This is a genomic window from Streptomyces tricolor (assembly GCF_002155905.1).
Taxonomy (GTDB): Bacteria; Actinomycetota; Actinomycetes; order Streptomycetales; family Streptomycetaceae; genus Streptomyces; species Streptomyces tricolor.
This window is the reverse complement of sequence record NZ_MUMF01000264.1, coordinates 1-21,172: the sequence shown is the minus strand read 5'-3', so window position 1 is coordinate 21,172 and position 21,172 is coordinate 1. Positions and strand designations below refer to the sequence as shown.

The following is a 21,172-nucleotide window of genomic DNA, read 5'->3' as shown; positions in this document are numbered from 1 at the left end:
TGGATTGCTGAGGTGAGCATGCTGTGGCCTGGTCCGGTTGGGCAGTGGGTTAGGTACAACTCCAGGTCGGTGGAGCGGCTGCGTAAAGCCGTGGAGCCGGCCGTCTCAGCCACGAGGTGCCCCTTCTCTAACGTCAGGCGGCTGATCGCTGTACGCGCGGCACGGGCGCCGGCCGGGTTGGAGCGGGGCGGAGACAGGAGCGCAGGCCCGGCCGGGGGCCGGGCCGCGCGCGGTGAGCGGAGCGAGCCGCCTTGAACCAGTAGAGAAAGTTGTAACTGAGCGAGCAGATGGCCGGCCGGATCGTGGAGGAGGGCCTGAAGTTCGTGGCCGCCTGCGCGGCGAACCCGGGCGTTGGCCTTGCACCGAGCCGGATCGTGGACGAGGGCTGGCACGCCCTGATCCTGCACACGGCGATGTACGCGGAGCTGTGCGTGCGGCTCGGCGGCCCAGGCCGGTTCGTCCACCACACGCCGGGCTACGACCCGACGAACTGGGACCCGCCGATCATCGACCGTACCCGCGAGACGATCGGCGGCCTCGGGTGGGAGGCGGACCCTGAGCTGTGGGGGCCGCCGTCGGGCGAGATGCTCGTGTCGGTGGCGGCGAAGTGCCAGCACGCACCGGACTGCACGATCGTCATCACGCCGCGCCCGAAGCCCGGCGGTGTGGTCTAGCCTCCCGGTGAAGGGAGGCGGCATGTCCGAGTGGATTGACCCGCGGTACGCGGACCTGGTGGCGGCGTGGCGACGCGCGCAGCAGCCGGACTCGCGTGCCCCGGAGCCGCAGCCGCGGCGGGCGTTCATCGTCCTGCGGCAGGGCTGACGGCGGGGCCCGGCCGCGGAGATGAACGGCCGGGCCCTTCACCGGACAAGGTCGGCGAGGGGTACGCCTAAGGCGTCGGCGACGAGCAGCAGATCTTGCAGATTCGGGATGTGCCGCGCGTACTCCCAGCGGTGGATCGTGCGGTGTTCCCGGCCGATGCGCTCGGCGAGCTGTATCTGGGTGAGGCCGGCGCGTAGGCGGGCCGTGCGGATGCGTGCCCCGATCTCCCGGCGGCGGGTGAGTACCCAGTCGGGCATCGGATCGAGTGGCACCGCCCACGCTGTAACGATCAACACCTCTTGTCTTCGCCTGGCCGAGCAAATTTAATGATCTTGATCTGAGGAACTCGCCACACGCCGCCCCACCCCTGGTGAACGGGGGTGCGGAGCGGAACGGAGCGACCGCAGGGGCGTATGCGTCTCCGAGCAAGATCGCGTGGGGATGTGGCATCTATGTGGCATCCGATAATGAGGAAGGCCCCCCGTTCGATTTGAACGGGGGGCCTTTGACCCCTCTGACTGCTACTTAGGTCTGTGCCCCCGGCAGGATTCGAACCTGCGACACCCGCTTTAGGAGTTTTCTCCGAACGAGCCTGCGACCTGTGGAAACGCTCGCTGCAGGTCGCCTGGCCTGGGAAAACACTCCTCCGTGGTTCTCGTGTGTTCACGGGGTTTCCCGGCCTCATGTGTGCTGGATCCGTTCCGGCTGGGACCGGTCGATGGAGGGCGATTTCGGAGACGCCGGCGCGCGTGACACCAGGAGTAGGGTGGCAGGTGCGAGGCGGTCCCGTTGTCGCGCCTGCCCTACAGACGGGTGGTCCTCATGACCAGCTCGGACACACCTCCTGTTCCCCGGCGTCTGCCCAGCGGTGTCCACGAGGCCGTGCGGCCGGGTTGTGCGCTTCTCCGGCTGGAGACGACCGCATCACGTGAAGGCGTCCTCGATGGTGCGTGGTGGCCGCGCTCGCGCGACATGGGCGCCGAGCTGCCCGCGCTGCTGAGTGCCCTCATCGCCCATCTCGGCCCTGTGGCCCGCGTGGGGTTGGACACCGCAGCTTGGGAAGGTCTCCCGACGCGCATCCTCGTGGACGACCGCGTGGTGCACATCGATTCCTTCCCGGTCGGTGACGACACGGTCCTGATCACCCGGGGCGACCGGGACATCTTCTCGCTCCTGGTGGTCCCGCCGGACGCGGCACCGGACGCCGCCCGCACCGCGATGGCCCAGGCGGTCCTGGCGGACAACATCAGCCAGGCGGAACAGATCCTCATCGACACCGGGAGCGGGCGCGGTTCGTCGGGCTGACGGATCACCGCCGGGCTCGACGGCGCAACGGTGTCGGACGGCGGGGCGAGGTCAGCCGCGCCACTGCAGCCGTCGTGCTCTTCGCGGTGCTCCGCGCGGACCGGGGCGTGTCGACGGTGGCCACATCACGGCCTCCGACGGCTCCGGCAGGGTCTCTCAGATGGGGACACGTGCCTGCCGGAGCGGTGCTCCGGCACGGTGGAGACTGGCGAGGGCCAACCGGTAGGAGGTGACCAACCCGGTTTCCACGTAGTCCACACCCAGTTCCTGGCAGTGGCGCCGCACGATGGTCCGGGCCCTGCGCAGGTTGGGGCTGGGCATGCTGGGGAACAGGTGGTGCTCGATCTGGTGGTTCAGCCCGCCCAGTGCGATGTCGGTGAGCATGCCGCCGCGCACGTTGCGTGAGGTGAGCACCTGGCGACGGAGGAAGTCCGGGCGGTCCTCGCCTGTCAGGATCGGCATGCCCTTGTGGTTGGGCGCGAAGAGGGAGCCCAGGTAGACGCCGAACAGGCACTGGTGGACGGCGAGGAAGGCGATCGCCATGCCGGGCGGCAGCAGCCACAGCAGCACGGTCAGGTAGAGCACGAAGTGCGTGAACAGCAGGACGCCGTCGAGCGTGCGGTGCTTCAGCGAACGATTGGCCAGTGCCTTCACGCTCGACACGTGCAGGTTGAAGCCCTCCAGGGTGAGGAGCGGGAAGAACAGGAACGCCTGCCAGCGGCCGATCAGGCGGGGGAGCCCCTTGGCCGCCCGCGCTTGGTCCTGGGACCAGACCAGCAGGTCGGGGTCGAGGTCGGGGTCGAGTTCCTCGTGGTTGGGGTTGGCGTGGTGGCGGGTGTGCTTGTCCTGCCACCAGCCGTAGCCCATCCCGATACCGGCACCGGCGATCCGTCCGGACACCTCGCTGGCCCGCCGCCGGCGGAACACCTGGCGGTGCGCCGCGTCATGGGCGAGCAGGGCGACCTGGCCGAACACGACCCCGAGGAAGGCGGCGACCGCCAGAGTCCACCAACTGTCGCCGATGAGCGCGACGGCGGCCCACCCACTGACGTAGAGCCCGGCCACCACCGTGGTCCGCAGCGCGTAGTAGCCGGGACGGCGCCCCAGCAGCCCGGCGGCGGCGATCTTTCTCGACAAGCGGGCGAAGTCACTTCCGGACGCCTCCGAGGGCGGGGGGCGGACCGCGGTGTTACTGCTCATGATGGTGAAACTCTCTCCGAAGAAGGGCCGAGTGGCCCGGCGCCGCCCCGGGAGCCGCTGGACCGGGCCGCAGGCAGGGCTATTCGTCCTCCGTGGTTGCGGGACACATCACACGACCACGGAGCTGGGAGGCGTCTGCTTCGTCCGTCAGCGGCTGCTGCGCAGACCCTCTGTTTCTAGCGGGTACCCCGCCGCAGGCGTCTCACACCGTGCCAGACGGGGCCTCCGGAGCGGTCCGCGTGCATGTCGACAGACAGAACCGACTCCGGCCGGTGAAGCGGATCTGCTGATCGCTGATGAGTGCTCGACGCCTGTCCGGTCAAGCCGCGGTCTCGGTGATGAGGACGGCAACGGTGACCGGGCCCGGGGCGTCGGTGGTCGCCGCGTCGGCCACGGCGGCCCGGACGGTGCGCGCGACTTCCAGAGGATGGTGTCCAGGGGCGACCGCGAGGTGGACCTCGACACGCCGGCCGGGTGGGTCGGCATGGTCCTCCATCTTGACCGGGCGGCTCCCCAGCACGGTGGTGAGGCCGGCGACGCCCGGAACACCCGTTGCGACGTCCGCCAGATCCCCGACGGGCCTTCGCGGGGAGCCCGCTCCGGTCACGGGGAGCGAGCTCCGTGCGGCTGCGGTCCTTGCTGCGGCTGTGCTTTGCGGCGTGAGCGTCATGGATCTCACAACGGTCCGCGTCTCCGTGGCTGTCTGCGGGGCCTCATGGAGATCCGTGACGCGCAGGTCGGCTGCCACGGTGGCCAGGCCGAGCCGTCGAGCGGCCGCGTCCAGCAGTCTGCTCCTCAACTGGTCGGCGGTTTCGGGCAGTGGCTCCCCGAGTGATGCCGAAAAGGCGGCTTCGATCCTGAGCGGGCCCGGCGGCATCGCGCTGGCCGGCGGACGGACGGCCGGCTCGGACACGGATTCGAGCGGCGCCGGCCCGATGCGCAGAGACTCCAGCCGCACCCCGGGAATCTCGTTCGCGGCCCGCCTGAGGGTCTGGACGGCCGCTTGCTCGGTGATCCAAGCCCCGTCGGCGGGCCCGCCCAGCGGGAGCAGCCGGCCCAGGCCGAACTGGTGCCGTACCGCCTGCGTCCCTGCTTCGGTCTTCACCGGCCTCGCACCCTCTTTCAGGTGACTTGTCGGACCCTCGTGCCTCGCAGTGTTCAATTCCGGCAATGCGCCCTAACGTGAATATAATCGCAGAAAAGAGGGTCAGATGGGCCTCTAAGGGAGGAATATCCCGATGACCGAGATCACCGCCGTAAGGCGCAGTGGCGCTCCCGCTTCTCGTGGCCGGACGACGGTCGCTGATGTGGTGGTGGAGAAGATCGCCGGAATGGCAGCACGGGACGTGCGCGGCGTCTATGCCCTGGGCAGCGGATTCGCGCGCTCAATGGGATCCATGCGGGAGCGGATGCCCGGCGCAGGCAGCGGCAAGTCCGTCACACGCGGGGTCAGCGTCGAGGTCGGAGAGAAGCAGGCGGCCATCGACCTGGAGATCGTCGTCGACTACGGCGTCTCCATCACGGACGTGGCCGGTGAGGTGCGGGAGAACGTGATCTCCGCGGTGGAGCGGATGGCGGATCGCGAAGTCGTCGAAGTCAACATCACGGTCAGCGATGTGAAGCTCCCCGACGAGGAGGACGAAGGGGAAGAGCGGCAGCGGATCCAGTAGCCGGGGCGCAGCAGCCCGCGTGAGCGAAGGAGCGCGTGATGAGCAGAGCCGTGGTGGGCCTGATGGCCGGGATGGCGCTGGGTTTCGCCGCGTATTTCGGTGACTTCTGGGCTTTCCTGCTGGTGCTGGGGCTGGGCGTCGTCGGACTCGTGGTCGGGCGGTTCATGGAAGGCGATCTCGAACCGGGCGACTTCGTCCGCCGCCGGGACCGGCAGGAGCGGATCCGAGATGACCGGCGACGGGCACGGGGAGACTGGCGGCAGTGACCGGTGAAGCCAATCGGCGTCCGGGCATTCCCCGTGGGGAGCGCGGTGCGATCACCATCGCCGACCGGGTCGTTGCGAAGATCGCTTCCCACGTGGCGCGCGAGGCGCTGAGCCGGTTCACCGACTCGGTCGACCACGTACCCCCCGGCCGCCGGACACCACGCGTGACCACTTCCGTGCGGCGGGCACCGGAGCGGGATACCGCAGGACGAGACGCCGAGTCTGCCGGCGGACGGCAGGCGGCGCTCGGCGAGGCACGGCTGCGCATCACCGTCGAGCTCGGCTATCCGTCCGACATCGGGGCGCAGTGCGCCGCAGTGCGCCGGGAGGTTACCGACCGGCTCAGGACATGGGCCGGCATGGAGGTGTCCGACCTTGCGGTGACGGTCGAGAGGCTGCACTCGGCGCATACGCGCCACACGGACCAGGAGAGGGTGAGATGAGCGCGAACACCTGGCGGCAGCCGACCGGTGACAGCGACCTTCCCCCCGAACCCGGACAGGCAGCTCCGTCCGCCGATGGCACCCCGGGGGCGGGCTCGGGCGCGACGGCGGCGATCGATGCACCAGGCCGGTCGGCGCGCCGTTTCTGGTCAACGCGGCGGATTCCCGCGGCCGTGGTGGCCCTGCTGTCCGCCGCGGCCATCGGAGTGCTCCTGTACGACGTGGTTTCGGTCCGGGCAGGCCGGTCTGCGATGCGCTGGCGGCGGCGGCTTGCTGAGGAACTGGCCACACGGCCACTGGATGACGTCTGGATGATCGTCGGGGCCGCAGTGGCGATGGCCCTCGGCCTGTGGCTGTTCCTGCTGGCGGTGACGCCGGGACTGCGCAGGCTGCTGCCCATGCGGCAGCCCACCGGTATCCCCGGGACAGGGGAGGTCCGCGCCGGGCTCGACCGCCGCGCGGCCAGCCTTGTTCTGCGCGACCGGGCCGTGCAGGTACCCGGTGTCCAGTCGGCACAGGTCGCCGTCGGCCGCCGGAAGGTCAAAGCCCGGGCGCGCGCCCATTTCCGCGATCTCGAGGAGGTCCGCGCGGACCTGGACGCCACGCTGGGCGAAGCCGTGACGTTCATGGGTCTCGCCCGGCAGCCCACGCTGACCGTGCGCGTCCGGCGTCCGAAGAAGGGCTGAGGTGATCCCGATGCTCAAGACAGTTAACCGGGTGCTGCTGGGGCTTCTCGGCCTTGGACTGTTCGCCCTGGGCGGCGGCGTGCTGCTGGGCGGGCTGGACCTGCCGCGCCGCTGGGACTTCGGCATGCCGGGCTGGTGGCCCTTCCGCGGGCCGGACGACGTGGTGCTGGGCACCGAGGGACGCACCCGGTGGCGGGAGGAAGGCTGGTGGTGGCCGACCGTCATCGCGGTGCTCGCGGTGCTGCTGGTCCTGCTGCTGTGGTGGCTCCTCGCACAGCGCAGGCGCCGCCTGGGCGGCGTCCTCGTCGACAGCGGGGACGGGGCGGCGGCCCGGCTCGACGGCGGCACACTGGAGGACGTGATCGAGGAAGAGGCGCAGGCCCTGGACGGGGTCTCGGGGGCGCATGCACGGCTGACGGGCCGAAGCTCCGCTCCGGCTGCGCGCGTGCGGCTGTTGCTGGAGCCTCATGCGGATCCAGCGTGGACTCTGGGGCGACTGAGCCGGGAAACACTCACGCACGCGCGGGACTCGGCTGGCTTGGACCGCCTCCCCTCGAAGGTCCGACTCAAGGAAGTCCGCCACCGCGCACGACGGGTCGGCTGAGATCCACAGGGCCTGACTCCCAACGGGGGACCCGGTCTGGCTCGCAGGGCAGGTCTTCACGACTGCCCCAAAGTCATCTACGCCGCGGCTCTCTCCAGGGAGGCATTCCGCATGGTCCTGTTCCTGACCCTGCTCGTCGCCGGAATCGCTCTGATCGCCATCGGGGCGGGCGTCGACGGCATGCTCTATCTCACCTCCGCCGGTGTACTGCTCCTCATCGCCGATCTGCTCTACCTGGCGGCCCGCTCCGTGTGGCGATCTCCTCGGCGCCCGGCCCGCTGAGGCCGCGCCCCTCCTGGCCTCGTCGTACGAAGCAGACGGTCGGAGCCCGTGTCCATGAGCAGTCGTTCGGTCTGCGGGGAGGGGTGGTGCAGCCGCAGGGACGCGTGAGTCTCGGCGGCGTGCCGTGACACGTCGAGGAAGACGCGCAGGCCGCTGCTGTCACAGCGGTCGACGGTGGTCAGATCGACGTCGATGAGGGTGATGCCGTCCTGCAGGCACCGCTCCAGAACGGCGCGCATCTGGGGCGCGGTGGCGGGGTCGATCACACCGGCCAGGGTGACCAGTGCCCGCCTGTCCCGGTCGTGCCGGTAGATGTTCAGCTGCGGAAGAGTCATGACGCCTCGGTTCGGATGCTCAGATGCCTCGGTCCACGGGTCCCGGCCGCTTCCCGCCCGGTCCGGGGCCCGGGTGTACACCCCGGGCACGCGTCGCCGCGGACTGAGCCGACGGTACCGAGGCGCGGCCGGGCGGCCGGTGGGGCGCCCGGATGCTCACTCGTGGTGCCCGGTACGGCTGCGGCAGGCAGCGGCCGCGGCGGCCGGGCCGGGGGGTGCTGTACCGGTACGCGGCGATCCTGTCGGCGTGCTGGAGGCCGAGCCGGTGGATCACGTACGCCGCCGCTGCGATGAGGACCACGAAAGCGGCGGCTGTCAGGAAGGCGTTCATGGCGGCCACCTCACATACCGATGATCAGCCGGCTGGCCCGGCCGGGCGGACCGGTCTGCGGGGGAACGGCTACGGACACCGCGGAGGCGCCGCCCTCGTACTCCCATGCCTCGCCCGGGTCCAGTGGCTGGTCGGCCGCCAAGACGCCGTGCCGGGCCTCGTCCGCGGCGATGAGCGCGCTCGCGGTCAGGGGCGGGCCGTCGTGGTCGGACGCGGCAGCCATCAGCCGGGCCGCAGACTCCGCCCCGGTCTCGGGCGGGATGACCAGGAGATCCCAGCGGCCGGTGCCGTAGGAGAGCAGCAGCAGCTTGTGCGGGTCGATCTCCGGGGTGAACCAGCCGACCTTGACGATGTGGCCGTCCACGGGAACCGCGCGGGGGATGACCGGCCAGTGTTCCGGGTTGACGGCGATGCGGGTGATGCGGCCCCACAGGGGATCCAACACGTCGGTGAGTGCCGGCAGTTCGCTCAGCAGATCACGGGAGCGGGGCCACCAGGCTCCGTCCAGGAGTCCGCGGGAGGGGCTCTCGGTCTTCAGTGCGAGACGCGCGGCCGGGGCTGCGACGGACTCGGGGTGCGGCAGAGTGGAGTACAAGGTCGCCGACATGATGCGGACCCGTCTCCGGGCCGCCTCTGCGGCGGCCCGGGTTCATCTTTCGCCGAGAACGACCCGGCGTGGAAGCCGGTGTGCGAAATGCCCTCGGTACTGTCCACACTACTCCGCGTTTCGCTGCGGCGCGGAGCAACGGCCACATGGAGTGGAGTACCGGCCGGGTGATCTCCGGGCAGTGTCAGCGCGTGCCGGGAGCTCCCGTCCTTCGGGCTGAAGGACCGTCGCCGCCGGGCGCGGCCGGCACAACGGTGTCGGACGGCGGGAGTGAGAGGTCAGCCGCGCCACTCCACCATGAGCAGGGTCGCGTCATCGCTGGTCCGCCCGCCCCTCGCCTGCTTGAGCGTGTGGGACAGGGATCGCGTCACCGCCCGGATGCCGCGCCCGGTCCTCTCCAGTTGGTTCACGCAGTCGATCAGCTGGTGCTCCCCGAACTCCTCCCCACCGCTCTTGTGCTCCTCGACCACTCCGTCGGTGAAACAGAGGACGCGGTCCCCGCGCACCAGCCCCAGCTCGCTGATCCGAGGCACCGAACCACCCAGGCCGACGGGAAGGGTCGTCGGGGCGACCAGACGCTGTGCGACGCGGTGGTCGCGGACGAGGATCGGCGACGGGTGCCCGGCGTTGATCCACTGCACCCGTCCCGTCGTCGTGTCCAGCTGCATCATCTGTGCGGTAACGAAGTGCTCGGGACCGAACTGCTCTGCCACGGCGCGGTCCATGAAGTCGTAGATCTCCGGCAGTCCGATGCCGGCCCGGCGGGCGTGGCGGTAGGCGCCGATGGCCACGGTGGCCATCGTGGCCGCGTCCAGTCCGTGGCCCATCGCGTCGATCATGGCCACGTGGAGGACGTCGTCGTTGAGCGCGTAATCGAAGCTGTCACCGCCCACGTCGTAGGCGGGTTCCAGGATCCCGGCGACGGCGACCCGGGGCATGATCATCGCCAGCGGTGGCAGCAGCGACCACTGGATCTCCGCGGCGACGCTCATCGCCTCGCCGCGTCGGACGCCGAAGAACAGGTCGGAGTAGCCGTGCTTGGTCACCAGCAGGTCGGCCACCAGGCCGGAGATTCTGAGCAGCAGGCGGCGGTCGTGGTCGTCGACGATGTCCAGCGTCACGGCCATGACCCCCACCTGGTCACCGCCGTCCAGCAGGGGCAGGTGGACCCGGACGCCGTCCTCCCGGGGCACCTCCACGGGGACCGCGTCGAGGAAGCAGCGGCCCGCCTCGGAGTCGTCGATCACCTGAGGTTCCCCGCCCGTGAGGCCCTCACCGGGCAGCGGTACGAGCAGCAGCTGGCCGTAGTCCTGCAACAGCACCTGCGGTCGGCGGCCACCGAGCCGGTCCACCACGTCAGCGATCAGGGGCCCGATGAGATGGGGCGGCAATTCGTGCGCGCTGTCGAGGATCTTTCCGAGGAGAGCTTCTCCGAAGCTCTCGGAGCGGTCCGCGCGCCGTCCTGCCGTCATCCCCTCACCCGCCATGGTCAGGGGCGGGCCGGTATGACAAGGGATCTGTCGGTGCCATGGCTCCATCACGGGGTCGTGGACGCCCGGGCCCGCCGGGTACGCGTGGCAGGCCGGGTCGGGCTGCTTACCTGGGTCCGGCTCCTCCTTCCGACTCCCATGTGTCCTGTCCGTCGAGGCCGCTCTCGGCGAGTGCCAGCAGGCGCGGGGCGGACAAGGGGTTCTCGGGGTCGGAGGCGGCGGTCAGCAGCAGGGCTGCCGTTCCGGCCGGTTCGTCCGGTGGGACCACGAGCAGTTCCCAGCGCCCCACGGTGCCGCAGTCCACGGTGATGGCATGCATCTCGGCCGCCCCGTTGCTCAGGGCCACCTCGATCACATGCCCCGGTGCCATCACCTCCTGCGGGGCATCTGGCCAGGCGGCGGTACCCACGGTCACGCGCGTGACGGTGCCGATGCTCGGATCCAAGGAGCCGACCAGCGCGGGCAGCTCCAGTTCCAGTGCGTCGCAGCGCGGCCACCATGCGCCGTCCAGCGGGCCATGGCTGACATCCGGCGTGAGGCGCAGCCGGGGCAAGGGCATCCGGTAGGAGTGTCCGTCACCTGGGGCCGTACCTTTGGCGGACTTGGTGATGGCGTTCATCGTGCGATCCCGATCCGGGCGGTTTCCGGCTGCCCGTGTCTGTCACTCGCCGGGAACGGCGCCGCCGTGGTCGTGCGCCCGACAGTTCTCGGTACCTGTCAGGCTACTCCCGGCTGTGGCGGGCGGCGTGGCGCGCAGCCATCGCGTCGAGACACGTCCGTACGGCGGACGACGGGTGGCGTGGCGGCCCGGGCCGCGTACGACCGCCGGCTCATCGCTCCTCTGCCGAATCATCGGCGTGCCGAGGGCTGCCCTTCGGAAGACAGGGTCAACACACAGGGGGCGACGGGGCCGGGCAGCCCGACCACCTCGCCCATGTCCTGCCAGCCCCAGGACGAGAAGGCGGCTTGTCCTGCCTGGTCGGCAGGATGCAGCAGGGTGACCCCGAGGGAGGACCGCAGGTCTGTGAGCAGACGCTGTTGCAGGCGGCGGGCGATATCGCGGTGCTGAGCGTGCGGATGGGCCACGACCTGGGTGAGGACGACGAACCGTGCGCGGGAGGTGAGCCGCTGGATGATCTCCTGGAGCGTTCCGTCGAACCCCCGGCGGCCGGAGCCGTCAGAGCCCACCGGAAAACCGAAGGCGCAACCGACCAGCACCGTCGTCTCGGCGACCAGCAGGGCGAAGCCGGGGCGGTGGGCGGTGACCGCCAAGCGGTGCAGGAAGTCTCCACGGTCGTGGTACGCCTCGCCGGCGGTGCCCGCGACGGACTCCGCAGCCAGGTCCGCGATGTCCTCGCGCATGTCTTCTGCCTGCCGGCGGGTCAGCCGTCGAAGGCGGATCCCGTCCCTGAGGACCCGCTGATCCGGCCGACGAGCGGGGTCCTCGGGCGCCCGCGTCGCGGTACTCATGAGGTCGCCGGATGCGGCGGGCGGCACGGGACTCACGGGGGCCGTAAGGAGCAGCGAAGTCGTTCCGGTGGTATCGAGGAGCCGGGTGATCTGCGCGCACGGATGGTGCAGCCGCAGGCGAGCGTGGACCCGGCTGGCGCGCCGTGATGCCGACAGGAGGACGTCCAAGCCCCTGGCGTCGCAGGAGCCGACCGTGGTCATATCGATGTCGATCACGGTGACACCGTCCAGCAGACACTGCTCCACTGCGGCCCGCAGCAGCGGCGTCGTGGCCGGCCCGATGTCGCCGGCAAGCGTGACGAGCGTCCGCTCTCCTCGGTTCCGCCGATGGATGTCCAGCCGGGCAAAGGCCATCACGCCTCCCCTCGGCGGGGTTGCGGACCTGCACGGGTGTTCAGCGCGGCCCCTGCCATGATGAGCTTGCGCGGAGTTGCTTCGACCGCGGCGGACATGATGCCGACCCGTCTCCGCACCGACCACTGGGGCGGCCCGGGGTTCGTCTCTCGCCGAGGACGACCCGGCGGGGCGGCCGGAGTGCGTGGTGCCCTCGGTACTTCAACCGTACGTCGGCCGCAACCGGAAGCGGCTGCTTCGACGGGCGCGCGGCACGGTAGGGGCCGCATCACCTCACGGGCCGTCCCCACGGTCCGGGCTCTGCCGCGAGTACGAGCGCATGGGTTCGCGCCAGGCCCGGCTTGCCAAGGCCACCTCCAGCGTGCCCCCTCCCGTAAGGCAGCCTGCAGCGCGGGCGGACTTGCCCCGACGACACGGCGTCTGAAGATCAGGTTTTGAGACGGCATGACCTTCGGCAAGCTCGTCTTCCTCACGACCTGCGGCGCCCCGGCCAGCTACCAGCAGCAGCACGCCGCAGCCCAGGACATCCGCCGTCCCGACGTCCGCAACCTGGTCGCCGACATGGCCGCCCGCGACCGCCGTCGTACCCTGCCGGAACTGCACCACTTCAGCCGCCAACTGGGAGTCCCCGCGTGACCGAGCCGACCGCTCCGGACAAGAAGCCCTTCCTGTACGTCGTCGTGTGCGCGGCAGGTGTTGCCCGTGACGTCGGCAAGCTCATCACCACCGCCCAGGAGGCGAACTGGGACGTCGGCGCCATCGCCACACCGCAGGGACTCGGCTTCATCGACGTCAAGGCGATCGAGGCACAGACCGGCTACCCGATCCGCTCCGGCTGGCGTTCACCGGGAGACCCGCGCCCCCTGCCTCCGGCGGACGCGATCGCCGTCGCTCCCGCCACGTTCAACACGATCAACAAGTGGGCCGCCGGGATCTCAGACACCCTCGCCCTGGGCATCCTGTGCGAGGCGTACGGCATGGGCATCCCGACCGTGGCACTGCCCTACCTGAACTCAGCCCAGGCCGCCCACCCTGCCTATCAGCAGAGCCTGGACCGTCTGCAGGGGATGGGCGTCCTGATCGGCTCGTGCGAACCGCACCGGCCGAGGGCCGGTGGCGCGGCGGATCGCTTCCGCTGGGAGGAAGCGCTGGAGTTGCTGGAGCCTCTGGTCAGCACGGTGCGGTGACGCGGTTCCTTCACCGGAGACGGACCGCAGTGATCATCGTCGACGCCCGTTCGCCAGGCTGCCGACGAGGTCACCGGGGAGCGAGGCAATCACTCCTCCTCGTGCGGACGTGCTGGGCTGCTGCCGAGGCGAGCTGATCCGGAAGTAGGAGGGGGTCCCCCGGGTAAAGACCGTTCACTCAGGAAACACCAGAGCGTTCACTCAGGAAACGCGCGAATGTTCACTCAGGAAACCCGCGCCCGTCCTGGACCGGCCAAGCGCCCGTTGTGTGGTGTCAGCGGTGTGGGAAACCTGGGGGTGAACGGGACAGGTGCCTTCCTCCTGCTGACGGCCTCGCGCGCGAGGCCGTCAGTGCCGGAATTACCGGTGTCGAGAAGGTGTCGCAGGCCCAGGCTGCGAAGGGCTCGGTGGGGTCTGGCCACGCTGTGCCGTTCGTGCTGCAACGCTCGTGCGGGCTTGGGCGGCTCGTGCTCGGGCGCTGGGGGCCTGCCGGGCGGCGAGGCGTTGGATGCGCCAGGTGAGGGTCCTGGCGGTGGAGCGGGCGTCGTCCAGGGTGCGCTGGCGGGCGGCATGCTGGAGGAGCAGCTCGGGATCGTGGCCGGCGGTCTCGGCTTCGGTCAGGGCGGCGGCCAGTGCCGGCCAGGCGGGGTCGTCGAGGATCTGCTGAGCGTGTTCGGGCACGATCACGAGGATCCGCTGGGCGTGCCGCTCCATGGTGCGGGCCGGTGGTTGGCGCTGGGCCAGGGCGGCCAGTGGCTCGGCAGCAGCCTGTTGGTAGACGGCCTGCAGGTGGACCAGGGCCTGGTGGGCGGCGGCGACCTGCTGGTCGTGCTGGCGAGCCTGGTGCCAGCGGGCTGTGGCGAAGATGACGAGCACGGCGATGTCGAGGAACATCGCCAGCCCGGACCCGTCACCGGTGACCGGCACGGTGCGCAGCGCGCGGACGGCGCCCCGGAGGGCGCGTGCCTGGTCCTGCTGGGCGCGGATGCGGGAGCGGGTGGCGCGTTCGAACGCTGTGGCGGCCTGTTGCAGCTGTGGCCGCAGGTGGCTGGGGGCGAGCAGCGGCAGGACATCGATGGCTTCGCCAAAGGCTGCGATGTGGGCCTGGGCTGCCGCGTCGTCACCGTGGTCGAGGTGGTGGGGGATGCGCTCAGCCGCGGCGGTGGCCTGGTACCAGGGGTTGGGCCTGCGCCGGCTGCCCGGCTCCGCTGCGGGCGGAGCCTCGATGGCGGTGAGGCGTTCGCGGATCTTGGGGAAGGACAGGTCGGGGGCGAGTTTGGCGCCGGAGAACCAGATCGGCTCGCCGGCGGCGTTGGTGTCGCCTGCCACGGCGACCTTGTACCCGCGTACGTCGCCGGAGGGAAAGTGCTGAACATCGACGAGGACGCCTTCGACGCCGTCGAGCAGGTGGAGGAATTCCTCCGGGCTGGTGGCGATGGACACCAGCTGGCGGACGGTGGTGCGCAGGCGCTCGCGGGAGGTCCGAGTCGTGCCGGCGCGGCGGGCTTTCTCCATCTCGGCGCGGGTGGGGCGCTTGGTGGCGGTGCGGTCGCCGCGCACGACCTGCAGGAGTCCGTATTCCTTCTCGATGGCGGCGAGTTCCTTGTCGGCCTTCAGGTAGTCGTTCCAGTGGCGGGCGGTGCTCAGGTCTCCTCGGACCTTGGTGGCGGCGATGTGGATGTGGTCGTCGGCGTGGCGTACGGCGACCCAACGGCACCCGTCGGGGTCGCCTTGTGGCGCGATCCCGGTGGCCGCCACAATGCGGCGCGCGATGTCCGCCCACTCGGCGTCGGTGAGGTGCCGGTCGCCGGGGGCGGCACGTACCGAGCAGTGCCACACGTGCCGCTCGGGTACCCGGCCCAGTCGGCGGGCTTGCTTGACCCGCAGGTCGAGGTCGGCCACGAGGCGCTTCTTTGTGGCGTCGAAGTCGTCGGCGCGGCCTGGGTCGGGTGCGAAGCCGTCCCAGGAGGCGATCAGGTGCGGGTCGGTGTGGTCCTTGGCCTTCTTCGTGTCGAACAGGTACCGGATCAGGCCGGCGGTGTCCTTGCCGCTGCCGATCTTGGCGATCACTGGGCCGCCTTCGCGGAGACAGCGTGGTTCATGGTCTGCGCGATGTCGCCGATCGCGGCGCGGACAGCGTCCAGGGTGCGCTCGGTCTGCGCGAGGACGGCGGTGTCCACAGGGTGTGGATCCCCTCCGGCGTTGAGGCGGTGGGCGATCTGGTTGACGTTGTTGCCGATGCGGGCGACCTCGGCCCGCAGGGCGTCGAGCTTGTCGAGGCAATCATCGAGCTGGGTGCGCTGCCCGGCCAGGCCCACGGTGAGATCGCCATCGAGGTAGGCCATGATCACGGCGCCGACGAGGTGGGCGCCGGCGATGCCCATCTCACGGGCCCGGGTGAGGATCCGGGTCTTCTCGTCGACGCTGTAGCGGACGTCGACACGCTTTTTGCGCTGGACGTCCTCGCGGGAACGGCGGCGAGCGAGACGACGCAAGGTGACTTCGTCGGCGCTGGCGGCGGGCGACTGCTCGGCTGCGTCGGCGGGTGCCTCCTCCTCGGGCACCCCCTGGTGCCCGAAGTCCTCCGCCACCCCCGGGGCGGAGGTGTCCGCGTTGGACCGGCCCCTGGACGGTCCAACGTCATACCTTGCTGGCTGGGTGACGGCGGTGGTCACCTCCTGCTGGCTAGTGGGGAGTTCATTGTGGAGGTCGGGCATAGAGCGGTTCTCCATGTGGTGTTGCGGTGCGACGGTGACGCGATTCGACGGCTGGCTCGTCCCCGTACTGGTCAGCGCGGGGACGAGCGAGAGAAGTCGAGTTCGCAGGGTGGTGGGTGCTGCTGGGAGCCTCAGAGGGCGTTGGCGGGTCCCTTGTCGGGCTCGGCCCGCCACTGGCTGGCGGCCTGGTCGAGTTCGGCCTGCACCCGGTCCTTGATCCGGGTCAGGCGGTCCTTGCCGATGCGGTAGCCGGCGTCTCGTATCGCCGCCTCGATGTTGCGGCGTGACGCGCGGCCTCCGCGTCCCAGCGGTGCCGTGCGGGCGAGGGCGAGGAGTTCGTCGAAGGTGACGTCGCGTTCGTGGCCCTCTGCCGTGGCGAGCGGTTTCCGAGCCTGCGGCACATTGGCGGCGTCCCGCACCACGTCGCGGGGGCGACCGGCCACATCGGGCATCTCTGCTTGCTCTGGCAGACCGGCGTTGCCCTCGGATGACGGAGTCGGCTCGGCGTAGTCGGTGTGGTTGTGGCCGTAGCCAGGGGCGTTGTGGCTCTTTGTGGTGGCGACCTCTTGAACGTGGCGTGTGGGGTGGCGGCGGATGACCAGGTCAAGGTGGACGGCTCCGGCCAGTGCCAGCGGGGCGATGGCTGACAGGGCGCCGACGGTGATGTCGTCCAGGTGGAGCCCGGTGGTGTGAGCCTGCTGGTTGAGGCGGACGGCATGCAGGGCGTTGGCCCAGATGCTGGTGATCGTGGCGATGCCGACGAGTGCCCAGACGTACAGCCGGGAGCGCCAGGGTGCGGTGCGCAGGATGAGCAGGGCGGCGACGCCGATGGCGATGAAACCGTCGATCACCAGGGGGAAGGCGTACGTGAGGATTCCGCGGACGTGGATGGCGACGGCCATCTGCCGCAGAGCGTCGTAGGAGAGGGCGAAGCCGATCGTGCCGACCAGGGCGACCCCGAGGCGGATCGCTGCGGTCAGTACCGGCGCGGGAGCTTGGGCGGTGCGTGAAGGCAAGCGGGGTACTCCAGGCGGGGAGCGGGTGCCATGGGCACCGAGTGAGGCTGGTGGGAGGGGGTGCGCACTCGTCGCACTCGTCGCGTGCCTGGTCACAGCAGGTACGGAAGGTTGGCGTGATACGAGTGGACTCGTCACGGCGACGACACTCGTCGCGGGGCTGACCTGCGACGCGACGAGTGCGACGAGTCTTTACGAGTGCAGGCCCGGGCCGGGGGCGGTGCTCTCGTCGCCGCTGTCGGGCGTCGGCTCCTCGGGGCAGTAGCGGGCCCAGGCGTCGGCGAAGCGGAGGCGGGCGAAGCCCTTGGCCTGCCGGCCGCCTTCAAAGCGGTGAGTGGCGGCCTTGATATCGAAGTCCTTGAGGAGGATGCCCAGGTGGCGTGGGCTCAGGCCGGCGGTGCCGTACTCGGCCCACGGCGCCTCCTGGTCCTTGAGGAGTTCGTCCAGCAGGTCCCGGGTGCGCATGATGTCGGGATCACCGCAGCGTGCGAAGGCGCGCCGGATGTCCTGCAGCAGGCGGGTCTTCAGGTTCGACTCGTCGTCCTTGCCTGCCTCGGCCGCGCACATGGACGCACACGCGGCGCGGGCCTCCTCGGGCCAGGTGCCGCCCGCCAGTTCCGCGACGATTACGAGCGGTTCCCAGGTGTCTGCCGCCCGGTCCTGCACCGGCATCGGCGGTACCAAGTCCGCTGCGGTGTCCATCAGGGGGCGCAGCCAGGCGGTCAGCCGGTCGCGCAGGCCGTGCAGGGTCGGGATGTCGCGGCGGGAGCGGAACTGCTCGACCCGCTCACCATCCTTGCGGCGCTGCATGCGGATCACCACCGCCCGGTCCATGACCGTGTCCGGTAGATCCCCGATGCCGGCGAGCGCTGCCATGGCGAAGGTGGGGAACGCCTGAGGCTTGTGCTCGGGCCCGGAGATGCGCAGGGCGGGCCGGTTGCGCTGGTGGCCGGCATTGAGCAGGCCGCGCAGCTCCTCGTTCTTCTCGGCGGCCTTGATGCTGCCGAAGATGGTGTCGGCCTCGTCCACCAGCAGGGTGGGCGGGTCATCGCCGATGGCGCGGAAGACGACCGCCGGGCTGGTGTTGACCGTGATCAGCGGCTCGCGCACGGTCTCCGTGATCACATCCAGCAGGCGGGACTTGCCGCACCGTTTCGCCGGTCCGACCACCGCGAGACGAGGCGCGTGCTGGAGGGCGGGCTGGATGTGCGTGGCCGCGACCCACAGTGTGACGGCGGTCAGCGCCTCGCTGCTGGGCAGGATCACGTACCGGGCGATGGCTTCCCGCAGCTCGTCCAGCAAGGCGGCGCCCTCTGGAGCCTGGGGAGGCTTCTCGTCCTCGGCGGGCGAGGGTTCGGGTATTGCGGGAGCTGCCTGGCCGGGGACGGCGACGGGCGGCCAGGTGGGCGTCGGGGATGCGGTAGGGGTGGTGGAGGACGTAGGTTCGTCCACAGGCGTTCCTCCCTGGTGGGCCGGACGGGCAAGGCCCGGCCCACCGGATCGGTCATTCAGGGGCGATGGGGCAGGGACTGTGCGGCTCTCGGCGGTGGCTCGCCGAGAGCCGTTTCGCTGTCCCTGAAAGGGCGGCGTCAGACCACGAGGTCGTACGTGGCCTGGGCGTTCAGCCAGGCGTCCACCTCGTGCCAGCGGTAGCGCAGGTGGCGGCCGACCTTGTGCACGTTGGGGCCGATGCCCCGGTACTTCCACTGGTAGAGGGTCTTCACCGGCACCCCGAGGTAGGCGGCGACCTCCGCAGGGGTGGCCAGCGGGCCGCGCTGGGCAGCTGCGGTGGCGACAGGGACGTTGGTACTGCGGGGAGAGGTCTTCGGCACAGGGCTCCTTTTCGTCTTGAACAACGGGCCTGGACAACACAGCCACACCGCCAAGGGAAAAGTCCAGAGTTAGTTCTGAAACTCTGTACTACTTCTCTCAGCGTGGTCGGGGGAGACCAAACAGTAAGGGCGGATCCCCGGTTGCCGAAATCGCTCCCGCAGAGCCTGGAATTTTTCTGTGGCGCAACGGCTGGCAGAGGGGTCGGAATCCGGTACCTCCGCAGCTCAGAGATAGCGCCCAGCAGTCATCAGTGGCGCGGTCAGCCTACCGGACACTATGGCTGATAGTCGCTCAAATCGCCCATCTCCATGACGCGGAGGGAAGATAGCACGGCCTCTCCGCTGAAAAGGCTCGTGATGTACCGGAATTCGGCGAGACGAACACCACTTCGCCCCCGGGCGACTTTTATAGAGTTTAAGAACTAACTCTTGCTATGACGGCCGGATGCAAGTTACAGCTACCTGTCATGGCAACCCGACCTGTCGAAATAGGCCCCGCCGGCCTCCGCACCGCCCGCGCCATCGAGCACCTACGCCTCGTGCGCAGCCTGACCCAGCACCAGCTCGCCGCCCGCTGCACCGCGCTGGGCCGCCCGATGTCCAACACCGCCCTCAGCCGAACCGAACGCGCCCACCGACGCTGCGATGTCGACGACCTCGTCGCCATCGCCACCGCGCTCGGTGTTCCTCCCATGGCCCTGCTCCTGCCGCTCCCGTCGGTGTCCAGTAATGACCGGAGGGGGTGCTAGTTGGCGCGGGTCTGGATTGAGGACCGCATCGGGCACGGGACGTACATACGGGCCGCGGCGGAAGCCAAGCGGGCGGGCCGTACGCCGCCGGGGCGGTACCGCGTGCGCTGGTACGACCCCGATGGCAAGCCGAAGATGAAGACCTTCGCCCGCAAGGTCGACGCCGAGGCGGAGCGGACGAGGATGGAGTCCCGTCTCAACGACGGCTCCTACCGCGATCCCGCAGCCGCACGCGTGAAATTCGCAGAGGTGGCGGAGTCCTGGCTGGCCGCGCAGATCCATCTCAAGCGTTCGACCCGGGGCCGCTATCGCGGCGTTCTCGACGTCCACGTGATCCCCAGGTGGGGCACCACACCGTTGGACCGCATCCTGTTCGAGGACATCGCCGAGTGGCTCGCGGATCTGCTGTCCGGCGAGGCGGCAGGCGGCAGGAAGCTCAGCCCTCGGTCGGTCCGCAAGGCGTACGTCGTCCTCAGCCGCGTTCTCGGCTACGCGGTCAAGGCTCGTCGTCTGGCGGTCAACCCGGCTGTCGGCGTGCCCTTGCCGAAGGCGGCGCCGGCCGACCACGTGTACCTCGATGACATGCAGGTCGACGCGCTGGCCAACGTGTCGGGCGCCTACCGGGTGTTCATCCTGCTGCTGGCCTACACCGGCCTGCGCTGGGGCGAGGCGTCCGCGCTGAAGGTGGGTCGCGTGGACCTGGACGCCTGCCGAGCGCACATCGTCGAGGCGTACGCCGAGGACAACGGCAAGCTCTACCTCGACACCCCCAAGAACCACGAGCGCCGGTCGGTACCGATCCCGCGGTTCCTGGCAGAGGAGTTGAAGCCCCACCTCCAGGGCCGGGGAGATGAGGAGTTGCTCTTCACCGCCCCTCAGGGAGGCCCGCTGCGTGCCCGTAACTTCCGTCAGCGGTTCTTCGCGCCAGCGGTCGTGAAGGCCGGGCTGGGGCACCTCAACGTCACCCCGCACAAGCTGCGGCACACGGCGGCCTCGCTCGCCATCGCCAGCGGCGCGGACGTCAACGTCGTACAGACGATGCTGGGCCACAAGTCCGCGACCCTGACGTTGGACACGTACGGCCACCTCTTCCCGGACCGTCTGGACGAGGTGTCGAAGAAGATGCACAAGCGCCGCGCCAAGCAGCTGGCCAAGGCGAAGGCCAAATTGGAGAAGGCGGAACGGCAGGCCCGCAAGGCCGCTGAGGCGGTGGCCGCACTGGAGGAAGGCGCCGCGTGATGTGTGCCTAATCCGTGCGGGGGAGCCGTAGTCGAAGGGGCCGCCCCACCACGCTGTTGCGGTGGGGCGGCCCCTCGCCGCTCCCTCGGATCAGATGCCGCGCGGTCGGCGGCCTTCCTGCCAGGCCCCGTCAATCGCTGCAGCGGCCGTGTCTCCAGCCAGCTGCTCGATCTCCTCGGGAACCTCCCGCTCGTCGAGCACAAAGAGCCGGCCACCGACGAGCTGGGTGGTCGCCTTCCAGCCGAGACGACGCCCCGCCTCCCGAGCGGCACGCCGGACGTCCTTGAGCTCGCCCATCTCCGCGAGATCGTCGCTGCTCAGGATCAGATGCCCGTAGTAGCCCTGGTACTCGGGCTTGAGCGCGGCCCGCATCAGCGACTCAAGGCGGTCGATCAACTTCTCGTGCCGGCGCCGGGCCAGATCATCCTTGACGGGCATCCTGCCAGCTCCCCACCGTCCGCGCGCATGGCATGTGTGCCATATGTGTGCTGCAAGCGCAGGAGCCCTCCCGTCCGCTGGACGGAAGGGCTCCTGACCTGGTGCTTTGCTGTGCCCCCGGCAGGATTC

General features: G+C 70.1%; 26 protein-coding genes and 1 pseudogene. 13 read left to right on the top strand and 14 right to left on the bottom strand.

Annotated elements, in window-relative coordinates; all coding sequences use genetic code 11:
• Nucleotides 1-287 precede the first annotated feature (287 nt).
• Together CCN44_RS19695 and CCN44_RS47390 are read left to right on the top strand one after the other, a co-directional pair.
• Nucleotides 288-674, top strand: a complete 387-nt coding sequence (locus tag CCN44_RS19695) for a glycine-rich domain-containing protein (protein ID WP_237481499.1) — start codon at nt 288-290, stop codon at nt 672-674.
• Between the two features lie 22 nt (nt 675-696).
• Nucleotides 697-822, top strand: a complete 126-nt coding sequence (locus tag CCN44_RS47390; protein ID WP_272935348.1) for a hypothetical protein — start codon at nt 697-699, stop codon at nt 820-822.
• A gap of 38 nt (nt 823-860) precedes the next feature.
• On the opposite strand, the gene CCN44_RS19690 is transcribed toward CCN44_RS47390, so the two are convergent.
• Nucleotides 861-1,079, bottom strand: a complete 219-nt coding sequence (locus CCN44_RS19690) for a helix-turn-helix domain-containing protein (RefSeq protein WP_272935347.1) — start codon at nt 1,077-1,079, stop codon at nt 861-863.
• Between the two features lie 565 nt (nt 1,080-1,644).
• On the opposite strand from CCN44_RS19690, the gene CCN44_RS44480 reads away from it, so the two are divergent.
• On the top strand, nt 1,645-2,127 hold the full coding sequence (locus tag CCN44_RS44480) for a DUF5994 family protein (protein WP_086698444.1): 483 nt from the start codon (nt 1,645-1,647) through the stop codon (nt 2,125-2,127).
• A 156-nt stretch (nt 2,128-2,283) separates the two neighbouring features.
• Here the strand turns inward: CCN44_RS44480 and CCN44_RS19680 are convergent, their stop codons facing one another.
• Both CCN44_RS19680 and CCN44_RS19675 read right to left on the bottom strand, forming a co-directional pair.
• Nucleotides 2,284-3,327, bottom strand: coding sequence for a fatty acid desaturase family protein (locus CCN44_RS19680; protein WP_086698434.1), 1,044 nt, complete (start codon nt 3,325-3,327; stop codon nt 2,284-2,286).
• 319 nt (nt 3,328-3,646) lie between these two features.
• Nucleotides 3,647-4,432: a hypothetical protein gene (locus tag CCN44_RS19675; RefSeq protein WP_086698433.1), complete on the bottom strand. Its 786-nt coding sequence runs from the start codon at nt 4,430-4,432 to the stop codon at nt 3,647-3,649.
• 133 nt (nt 4,433-4,565) lie between these two features.
• Between CCN44_RS19675 and CCN44_RS19670 the strand changes: the two genes are divergently transcribed.
• The 6 genes from CCN44_RS19670 to CCN44_RS45100 all read left to right on the top strand — a co-directional run bounded on the left by CCN44_RS19670 (nt 4,566) and on the right by CCN44_RS45100 (nt 7,278).
• On the top strand, nt 4,566-4,997 hold the full coding sequence (locus CCN44_RS19670) for an Asp23/Gls24 family envelope stress response protein (protein ID WP_086698432.1): 432 nt from the start codon (nt 4,566-4,568) through the stop codon (nt 4,995-4,997).
• A 38-nt stretch (nt 4,998-5,035) separates the two neighbouring features.
• On the top strand, nt 5,036-5,263 hold the full coding sequence (locus CCN44_RS19665) for a hypothetical protein (RefSeq protein ID WP_055539113.1): 228 nt from the start codon (nt 5,036-5,038) through the stop codon (nt 5,261-5,263).
• Nucleotides 5,260-5,706 carry an Asp23/Gls24 family envelope stress response protein gene (locus tag CCN44_RS19660; RefSeq protein ID WP_086698431.1) on the top strand — a complete coding sequence of 149 codons (447 nt, stop codon included), beginning with the start codon at nt 5,260-5,262 and terminating at the stop codon, nt 5,704-5,706. Before CCN44_RS19665 ends, CCN44_RS19660 begins: the two co-directional genes overlap by 4 nt.
• The gene (locus CCN44_RS19655; protein WP_086698430.1) at nt 5,703-6,392 is read left to right on the top strand and encodes a DUF6286 domain-containing protein; all 690 of its coding nucleotides are present in this window, start codon (nt 5,703-5,705) and stop codon (nt 6,390-6,392) included. Before CCN44_RS19660 ends, CCN44_RS19655 begins: the two co-directional genes overlap by 4 nt.
• 10 nt (nt 6,393-6,402) lie before the next feature.
• The gene (gene amaP, locus CCN44_RS19650; protein ID WP_086698443.1) at nt 6,403-6,996 is read left to right on the top strand and encodes an alkaline shock response membrane anchor protein AmaP; all 594 of its coding nucleotides are present in this window, start codon (nt 6,403-6,405) and stop codon (nt 6,994-6,996) included.
• A gap of 111 nt (nt 6,997-7,107) precedes the next feature.
• Nucleotides 7,108-7,278: a hypothetical protein gene (locus CCN44_RS45100; protein WP_167404007.1), complete on the top strand. Its 171-nt coding sequence runs from the start codon at nt 7,108-7,110 to the stop codon at nt 7,276-7,278.
• Here CCN44_RS45100 and CCN44_RS19645 read toward each other — a convergent pair.
• From CCN44_RS19645 to CCN44_RS19620, 5 genes and pseudogenes are all read right to left on the bottom strand, one after another.
• Complete coding sequence (locus CCN44_RS19645) at nt 7,227-7,613, bottom strand: STAS domain-containing protein (protein WP_086698429.1); 387 nt, start codon at nt 7,611-7,613, stop codon at nt 7,227-7,229. The two genes, CCN44_RS45100 and CCN44_RS19645, sit on opposite strands and share 52 nt — an antisense overlap.
• 341 nt (nt 7,614-7,954) lie before the next feature.
• Nucleotides 7,955-8,658 (bottom strand): annotated as a pseudogene (locus tag CCN44_RS19635) (DUF5994 family protein).
• 171 nt (nt 8,659-8,829) lie between these two features.
• On the bottom strand, nt 8,830-10,023 hold the full coding sequence (locus CCN44_RS19630) for a PP2C family protein-serine/threonine phosphatase (protein ID WP_086698427.1): 1,194 nt from the start codon (nt 10,021-10,023) through the stop codon (nt 8,830-8,832).
• A 124-nt stretch (nt 10,024-10,147) separates the two neighbouring features.
• Nucleotides 10,148-10,660 (bottom strand): DUF5994 family protein, encoded by a 513-nt coding sequence (locus CCN44_RS19625; RefSeq protein ID WP_236043887.1) that lies wholly within the window; start codon nt 10,658-10,660, stop codon nt 10,148-10,150.
• A 230-nt stretch (nt 10,661-10,890) separates the two neighbouring features.
• Nucleotides 10,891-11,865, bottom strand: a complete 975-nt coding sequence (locus CCN44_RS19620; protein WP_086698426.1) for an STAS domain-containing protein — start codon at nt 11,863-11,865, stop codon at nt 10,891-10,893.
• Between the two features lie 444 nt (nt 11,866-12,309).
• Between CCN44_RS19620 and CCN44_RS47840 the strand changes: the two genes are divergently transcribed.
• Nucleotides 12,310-12,501, top strand: a complete 192-nt coding sequence (locus tag CCN44_RS47840) for a ferritin family protein (RefSeq protein ID WP_085571751.1) — start codon at nt 12,310-12,312, stop codon at nt 12,499-12,501.
• Complete coding sequence (locus CCN44_RS19610; protein WP_086698425.1) at nt 12,498-13,052, top strand: flavoprotein; 555 nt, start codon at nt 12,498-12,500, stop codon at nt 13,050-13,052. The genes CCN44_RS47840 and CCN44_RS19610 overlap by 4 nt, the downstream gene beginning before the upstream one ends.
• Nucleotides 13,053-13,412: 360 nt before the next feature.
• Here CCN44_RS19610 and CCN44_RS19605 read toward each other — a convergent pair whose 3' ends face one another.
• From CCN44_RS19605 to CCN44_RS19585, 5 genes are all read right to left on the bottom strand, one after another.
• A complete protein-coding gene (locus CCN44_RS19605) occupies nt 13,413-15,122 on the bottom strand; it encodes a relaxase/mobilization nuclease domain-containing protein (RefSeq protein ID WP_086698424.1) in 1,710 nt (569 codons plus the stop codon).
• A complete protein-coding gene (locus CCN44_RS19600) occupies nt 15,119-15,769 on the bottom strand; it encodes a MobC family plasmid mobilization relaxosome protein (RefSeq protein WP_086698423.1) in 651 nt (216 codons plus the stop codon). The genes CCN44_RS19605 and CCN44_RS19600 overlap by 4 nt, the downstream gene beginning before the upstream one ends.
• Nucleotides 15,770-15,900: 131 nt before the next feature.
• Entirely contained in the window at nt 15,901-16,785 is an 885-nt protein-coding gene (locus CCN44_RS19595) for a DUF2637 domain-containing protein (RefSeq protein ID WP_086698422.1), read from the bottom strand.
• A gap of 192 nt (nt 16,786-16,977) precedes the next feature.
• On the bottom strand, nt 16,978-18,237 hold the full coding sequence (locus CCN44_RS19590) for a DUF3631 domain-containing protein (RefSeq protein ID WP_085571755.1): 1,260 nt from the start codon (nt 18,235-18,237) through the stop codon (nt 16,978-16,980).
• A 137-nt stretch (nt 18,238-18,374) separates the two neighbouring features.
• The gene (locus CCN44_RS19585; protein ID WP_175647442.1) at nt 18,375-18,617 is read right to left on the bottom strand and encodes a helix-turn-helix transcriptional regulator; all 243 of its coding nucleotides are present in this window, start codon (nt 18,615-18,617) and stop codon (nt 18,375-18,377) included.
• 467 nt (nt 18,618-19,084) lie between these two features.
• Between CCN44_RS19585 and CCN44_RS19580 the strand changes: the two genes are divergently transcribed.
• On the top strand, nt 19,085-19,366 hold the full coding sequence (locus CCN44_RS19580; protein ID WP_107502087.1) for a helix-turn-helix domain-containing protein: 282 nt from the start codon (nt 19,085-19,087) through the stop codon (nt 19,364-19,366).
• The gene (locus tag CCN44_RS19575) at nt 19,367-20,605 is read left to right on the top strand and encodes a tyrosine-type recombinase/integrase (RefSeq protein WP_237481495.1); all 1,239 of its coding nucleotides are present in this window, start codon (nt 19,367-19,369) and stop codon (nt 20,603-20,605) included.
• Between the two features lie 90 nt (nt 20,606-20,695).
• Here CCN44_RS19575 and CCN44_RS19570 read toward each other — a convergent pair whose 3' ends face one another.
• A complete protein-coding gene (locus tag CCN44_RS19570; RefSeq protein ID WP_085571756.1) occupies nt 20,696-21,043 on the bottom strand; it encodes a hypothetical protein in 348 nt (115 codons plus the stop codon).
• Between the last annotated feature and the right edge of the window lie 129 nt (nt 21,044-21,172).